This window comes from Bradyrhizobium sp. 23, assembly GCF_023073295.1.
In the GTDB taxonomy this organism is placed as follows: Bacteria; Pseudomonadota; Alphaproteobacteria; order Rhizobiales; family Xanthobacteraceae; genus Bradyrhizobium; species Bradyrhizobium canariense_D.
This window is the reverse complement of sequence record NZ_JADPJF010000047.1, coordinates 1-6,467: the sequence shown is the minus strand read 5'-3', so window position 1 is coordinate 6,467 and position 6,467 is coordinate 1. Positions and strand designations below refer to the sequence as shown.

The following is a 6,467-nucleotide window of genomic DNA, read 5'->3' as shown; positions in this document are numbered from 1 at the left end:
ATCGGTTACCTCAGCCCTGTTGAGTTCGAGCGCAAGGTGGGATTAGCTTAACCCGGTGTCCATCATACCGGCAGCAGCTCAGACCGTCGACATAGCTCACGTCCCAATATGGATAATCAACTTCAGCTGGTTGGGTCCCTAGTTAGCCTGCTTAGTCCCTTCAACCAGGTCAGGAGCCGACTAGTTCGTAAGGTTTGCGTTTGAACTCTCCCGCGCCGTCATTACTGTGATTGGATTGCCAATTGCCTTTCCCGCCGCGCTTCGCGGCCGGGTTCAAACCAATCGGACCACCATGTCCTCCTGTCCTCTAGCTCCAACGCCAGTATCGCCAAGAGAGCGCGCACGAAGGCTGAGGCGGATTTTGCCACCTGGCTCATGATGGCCAAGCTCGGTGGTTTCGATGACCTGCCGTCCAGCGCCCAAAGCTTTCTGACTAACTATCGAACTCGGCTCGAGACAATGAGCGAGGCCGAGTCCATGGCCCTAGCCGTTCGCGAGGTCTACAGCGCTTATTACAGCGAGATGGGAGGCGTAGGCGCAGCGCCGGAACCAAAGGCTCGGACGCCAACGACAGAGGGCAAAGCCGTGCGGTCCCAGAGACCGCCTAGACCTCACCCCGGTCAATCGGCTGCGCGCCATTCGACGAGGCCAATGACCCGAAAATCCCTCCCGGCACTGCTGATTTTCGCAAGCATGGTGGCACTGGTTGTCGCATTCGGATTTTTAGCGCAGTAAGACCGTCCGCGGATTGTGTGCGACGTCCGCTTTCCCCCGATAGCGACCCAAATAGCGGACATCGTGCACTTCGCTTGGCCTAGAACAGACATCAAGGGGAAACCCGTGGCGCATATTGGTCGGCGAAACGGAGCCGCCGTATCCAGTACCTTTAGTGTTGAGTATCGGAGGCGAGAAATGATCGTAGCTCGTCGAGAAAGCGTGCCAAAGCCGGCTCGCCCTCCAGCATGATGTGATTCCGGCCTTCGAGCGGGACAAAGCGGGCGCCGGGAATCCCCGCGGCCAGCCGACGGCCCGACTCGAACGGCACTCTCGCGTCGTTGCGGCAATGCATGACAAGGGTCGGCACCTTGACCTGCGGCAGTAGTGAACTGATTTCCACTTCGCCATTTGCCAGTAAATTGCGCGCTGCGTCTTCGGCCGAGCTCGAGATACGCTGTAGCTCGTTAAACCAGTCGGCCTGCTCCTTGTTAGCGTCCGGAATAAACTGGGACGTGAACATCTGCCTGAAGGCCGGGTTTTCCTGACCCCATCCTAGCCGCATCAGCGTCAGCATCGCATCCCCGGCCGCCTTCTCCGCCTCGGTCCTGGCGCGCTTCTTCCAGCCGACGACATAACCTCCGTAGAGAATCAGATGCGACACTCGCTCCGGATGCCGGACCGCGTAGGCAATCGAGACCGCGCACCCCTGGGATATGCCGAGCAGCGCGAACCGTTCGATGCCCGCGGCGTCGACCACCGCATCGAGGTCGTCGACGAACCGCTCGAATGTTACGTCCGGGATGTCACGATCCGAAAGCCCATTTCCCCTTGCGTCATATCGGATGAAAAGGTGCTCGCGGGAAAATTCCTGGTAGAGATGCCGCCAGATCGGACTTTCGAAGTCGAATTCGATGTGGGTCATCCAGTGCCCTGTCTTCACCAGCGGATGCCCTTGGCCCATCCGGGCGTAGGCCAGCTGCACGCCGTCGCCGGTCTGGCAGAAGTGAATTTCCTGCTTGTGTTGGACGGTTGACGCCGCCACGGTGTCTTCCGCAGACGAGGGAATCGCGGCGTCTGGAATTGCCTCGATGTCCTTGGCAGTGAGCCCGAACACGCCGACCGCGCGCGAGATGTTCTTCACAGCCTGCTCGCCCAAATCAGCAAAAGCCATCGACAGCTTGTCCCGGATCTGGTCGTTCGCCGCCCTGGATATGCATACGCCGCCGGGCTCGCAGAGCGTTTCCAAGCGTGCCGCGATGTTGACGCCGTCGCCGAAGATATCGTCGCCGTCGATGATAATATCGCCGACGTTGATCCCGATCCGGAACACGACCTGCCGTTCCGCAGCGATCCCTGCGTTGCGCCCCACCATGCTGCGCTGAATCTTGACCGCACAGCCGACCGCATCCACGACGCTGGCGAATTCCACCAGCATCCCATCGCCGGTGGTTTTGACGATGCGGCCGTGGTGCTCGGAAATGCCGCAGTCGACCAGTTCCCGGCGGTGCGACTTGAGGGAATTGAGGGTCCCCACCTCGTCGGCGCCCATGAGGCGGCTGTAGCCGACCACATCCGCCGCTAGAATGGCCGCAAGCCGACGTTGCATAGCTCTTGCGCTCTCTGCCACTGCTAGTCTGCCCGCAATCAGTGGCCGCGACAAGGCTGAAGCGGGCCGGTGGAATCCGCCTCGGATCAAAGCGCCGTTTTGGTTTTGCCGCGCACTTCCGGTCTATCCCGATGATCGGACGTAGTCGGTGTCGGCGGCCACTTCGCAAATGGCCCGATTGCGTTGACAAAGGCCGGAGGTAGTTCGTTGTAATGGCGCGATCGCCGATGCGGCCGACGGGCCAGACTCTGGATGCGCTCATTGATCCCTTCCATGCATTTTCTCTGTCGCAAACTCGGATGAGGTTTGGCTTAGATCGCCATCACCTCATGATGGGGCTTCGGACCTGCCTCTGCACAGGCGGAGGATATCAACCGTGGCAAGCGCGGCGGCGGTAAGTGCACCGGGAACATTGACCTAGGTCATGGGCCGGGCGCTGCCATGGCCGATGCTGGGCTATGATGGACACGTTCGTTGCGCGACAAGTGGCGAGTACGTTCAGCACCGGTTCGACGCTGAGTCGAATGCGGCACGCGCCTCCTTCATCCTCGTGCAATGCCCAGCCTGCGGCAAAAACCATTTCATCAATCGCGTGACGCACAAGCTGCTGTTGGGCCATGAAGACGACCGGTGATAGTGCCTCCACGCAAAAGCCGCCAAGGTTTCCCTCAGCGGCTTGTGTCGTTGCGTTGCGTTTGCGTAGAGGTTTGCCGCGCCGAGCGGTGCTCGAACGTGGCCCAAGCCTGCCACCCACAGGACGCACAACCTTCATGAATGAGGTGGATGCGTCATCGCATGAGGCAGTCGATGCGTCGCCTGTATGTCGGGGCCAACGTATCCCCGATGGACTATGATCTGTCAGCGGCGACGATGCGGATCAAGCCAGTGCTGCTGTCCTATCGGATGAAATAGATAGTCCCGCCGCCCCTGCGTGCCTCAGTATCACGACCCATGACAGCAGCTCCATCGAGAGAGCCCCCTCCATGAAGCGGCGTAAGTATCATCCCGGCAACTTGATCCCGATGTTCCGGCTGGCTTCGAAGCTGTGCAAGCAAATGCGCGCGACGGGCTTCACCGATAACGGCGGAGCCATTCACAGCGCCGAGCGGATACTGAACATCCTCGGCCGGGTATCTGGTCTACCCGGAGCTGAGCCACATTAACAATCTCCGCAACTATGACAGAGCCGAGTTCTCTGTTGCCGCGCGAGCAGCGTTCGACCGTGGTGGCAAGGTTCTGATCGAGCACGTCTCCCCGGTCAGAGACCTCACGCGAATAGCAATCAACAGGATCGATGAGCTAGACGACGACGCCTTCGCCATTTTGTGAAGAAGCACTTTCGTCTCGTGCTCCTGACCCCGGAAGAGGCGACGCGATTAAATCGTCAGAACCGCTCGAGGATGACCAGTGATCGCCTTGCAGGCATTAAGATGGCTAAGCGCATAACTCGATAAACTCAAGCGCGACGCGGTTAGGCGGAATCGATTTGGCATGCCCAAATCAGAGTGTCTCGCCGCCATGCTGGCTGGGGGGAGGCCAACATGGGTAGGCAAGCCTTGCTCTCTTGATCTTCGCAAGCGTGTAGTGGCAGCGATCGAGGGCAGAATGTCCCGCAATCAAGCTGGCGCCGTTGCCTGCGGTCGCGCGCGAAAAATGGTGCGCTTCAGCATTCCAGTGCGCTGTGTGTCTGGCGCGCTACAGCAAATCCGGTGGATTGGGGTACCGTTCGGCACAGCTTTGAAACCTGAGAGAGTCGAAATGAAAAAGTTCCTTCTAGCTACCGTCGCTTTTGCCGCCCTAGCGGGTACGGCATCGGCAGCTGATATGGCCGCGCGTCCTTACACCAAAGCCCCAGCGATGGAGGCCTCGCCGATTTACAACTGGACCGGCTTTTACATCGGCGGTCACGTCGGTGGCGCATTCGGTGGCAACAACAACATTCTGGCCCCCGGCTTCACCGGCACCAACAGCAACGATGGTGTGTTCATGGGCGGCGCGCAGGTCGGTTACGACCATCAGTTCTCACCGAACTGGGTGCTGGGCATTGAAGCGAACTACAGCTTCCTCGACACCAATGACAATCCCTTCGTCAACCGTGGGCTCGGTTCGGTCACCGGTCGCCTTGGCTACACCTGGGGTCCGGCGATGGTGTACGTCAAAGGCGGTTATGCCTGGGCTGACTCCCGCCTTACGAATGGCTTCGGCGGCGGCACCTTCACCAACAACGGCGGTGGTCGCGACGGCTACACGGTAGGCGGTGGTCTCGAATACCTGTTCGCCCAGAACTGGTCGGGCAAGGTCGAATACCAGTACTATGACTTCGGCACCCGGAACGCTCTCTTCACAAGCGCCGCTGGTGTTGTTACCGCCGTCGGCTTCCGCAATGACGAGCACACCATCAAGGCCGGCCTGAACTATCGGTTCAATTGGGGCGCTGCCTCGGCTTCTCGTTACTGACGGCTTACATAATATACTTAAAAGGGTCAGCCTCGGGGCTGGCCCTTTTTCATGAGCCGGAATGACTGGCGCCAGGATTGCGTATTTATCGGACATCGAGGGGCGCTTCGTCTCCTCGCCCTGCGGTGCGCGGGGCGGACGTCCGGCGGGACTGGAGCACCAAGGCCGTGCTCGTGCCGTGGCGCGGGTTTAGCCGGCTCTCACCTATCGCCGGAAGGAATGCTCGATCTCGCTCAGCATAGCCAGGGCGCGGTCAGTATAACGTCCTTGGGATAGTTGTCGGTCCGCAAGACCGGCCGCCACCAATACAAGACCAGCTATGGCCACGCCCTTGATCATGGCCTCTTCCGCTTTTGCATCACCAGTCGCGACGGGATGTTATGGAGATGCGCGCGGCCTCGCACGACTGGCTCTGTACTGCCGAGCGCGCGGGCGATCTCATCTGGTCGCCGCCTAGCCGCCGCCATCGCCAGCAGTTGTTGATGCTCCTGCGGCGTCCCCTTGGCACCAACGGTAACCGTGACTGTGCCATCGCTCCGGCATCCCCAGCTTGCCAATCCCTCTTAGTGAGCAGACCTGGACGGCGGACAAGGCGTTGCATTTCCGGAACACTGCAGGCGTAAGGTTTTCTGCGCTCGCTCGCACAACCTCCGATGCCTGCGTGAAGACATCAGGTCCACTGGAAGGAGACTCTCGCTGGACCAGCCCACAGTAAATGCTTTCTCTATTTGCCCGCAGAATGTACTCCCGCCTTTCCACGACAGCTTTATCGATCTGTAAGAAAATCTGGCTTAAACTTTGTCCCCATGGAAAAGCGAACCGCACGCCGTCAACGTGTATTTAAGTCGGCAATCATCGAGTTTCCCGGGGGCGCCTTCAGTTGCGTCGTCCGAAACTTCTCCGATCTGGGCGCCAATCTGGACGTGCCCAGCGCATCTGGCATTCCGCACGAGTTCACACTCGTCATTCCGAGTGCGCAGTCCCAGCTTTCCTGTCGAGCGGTGTGGCGCTCGGAGCGACGGATCGGGGTTGCGTTTTCCTGATCATCATCCTGGTGCTGGCGGTTGGTTACCGAGGCTATATGGGCTCAGGCCAAGACGCTGGCCCATGATCCGGCAACCCGTTGACTTATCGCAAGCTCTAAATCACGGTCCTCCTCGCCGGCAAGAGGCGGGGCTAAGTGATGAACGACCAGAAGAACTACAACGAGCGCTACTTCCTGCGCTTGCTCCAACATGGCCCGTTTGAGCGGCGGCCGCGCGGAGGCTGGCGCTTCGGTGTCAAGGTAATCAGCGATGCCATCGTCGAGCGGCTCCTCGCCAGTGGCCGCGCGGAGATTACCCGGCTCGCAATTAAGGCTGAAGCCGCTCGCAAGCTAACCTCTGATCCGCCGAGCAGATCGAGCTGAGCTACGACCTTGCCATGATAGTGCTGGCGCCTGACGCGCGAGCGTGACGCGGGCACCACCACGATCGCCTGGCTGATCCGCATTGTTCAGGACGATGGCCCGCGCGATACTGTCGCCGAGGTAATCGAACCGGCCCAGTTGGTCCGAGACGGGCCATGTGTGGACGTATATGGACCCCGCCCGATTGCAACGACCGGCTTGATCAGGATCGACGGCCACAACTGCTGACGTATATCCGGCTTCTTGATGCGGCTGGACAACGTCTCCGCCGCGAGCCTC

Annotated in this window: 7 protein-coding genes; 6 read left to right on the top strand and 1 reads right to left on the bottom strand. The window is 59.9% G+C overall.

The genetic code is table 11. The features are described 5' to 3' along the window. Nucleotides 1-300: 300 nt before the first annotated feature. Nucleotides 301-735, top strand: a complete 435-nt coding sequence (locus tag IVB32_RS12715; protein ID WP_247364561.1) for a hypothetical protein — start codon at nt 301-303, stop codon at nt 733-735. 151 nt (nt 736-886) lie between these two features. Here the strand turns inward: IVB32_RS12715 and IVB32_RS43025 are convergent, their stop codons facing one another. Beyond that, nucleotides 887-2,323: an alpha/beta fold hydrolase gene (locus IVB32_RS43025; RefSeq protein WP_345946531.1), complete on the bottom strand. Its 1,437-nt coding sequence runs from the start codon at nt 2,321-2,323 to the stop codon at nt 887-889. A 424-nt stretch (nt 2,324-2,747) separates the two neighbouring features. On the opposite strand from IVB32_RS43025, the gene IVB32_RS12700 reads away from it, so the two are divergent. The 5 genes from IVB32_RS12700 to IVB32_RS12680 all read left to right on the top strand — a co-directional run bounded on the left by IVB32_RS12700 (nt 2,748) and on the right by IVB32_RS12680 (nt 6,188). Next, nucleotides 2,748-2,957: a hypothetical protein gene (locus IVB32_RS12700; protein WP_247361385.1), complete on the top strand. Its 210-nt coding sequence runs from the start codon at nt 2,748-2,750 to the stop codon at nt 2,955-2,957. A 349-nt stretch (nt 2,958-3,306) separates the two neighbouring features. After that, complete coding sequence (locus IVB32_RS12695) at nt 3,307-3,486, top strand: hypothetical protein (RefSeq protein WP_247361383.1); 180 nt, start codon at nt 3,307-3,309, stop codon at nt 3,484-3,486. 595 nt (nt 3,487-4,081) lie between these two features. Continuing rightward, complete coding sequence (locus tag IVB32_RS12690; RefSeq protein ID WP_247364558.1) at nt 4,082-4,780, top strand: outer membrane beta-barrel protein; 699 nt, start codon at nt 4,082-4,084, stop codon at nt 4,778-4,780. An 806-nt stretch (nt 4,781-5,586) separates the two neighbouring features. After that, complete coding sequence (locus IVB32_RS12685) at nt 5,587-5,823, top strand: PilZ domain-containing protein (protein WP_247361381.1); 237 nt, start codon at nt 5,587-5,589, stop codon at nt 5,821-5,823. Nucleotides 5,824-5,963: 140 nt separating this feature from the next. Next, on the top strand, nt 5,964-6,188 hold the full coding sequence (locus IVB32_RS12680) for a hypothetical protein (protein ID WP_247361379.1): 225 nt from the start codon (nt 5,964-5,966) through the stop codon (nt 6,186-6,188). The last annotated feature ends 279 nt before the right edge of the window (nt 6,189-6,467 follow it).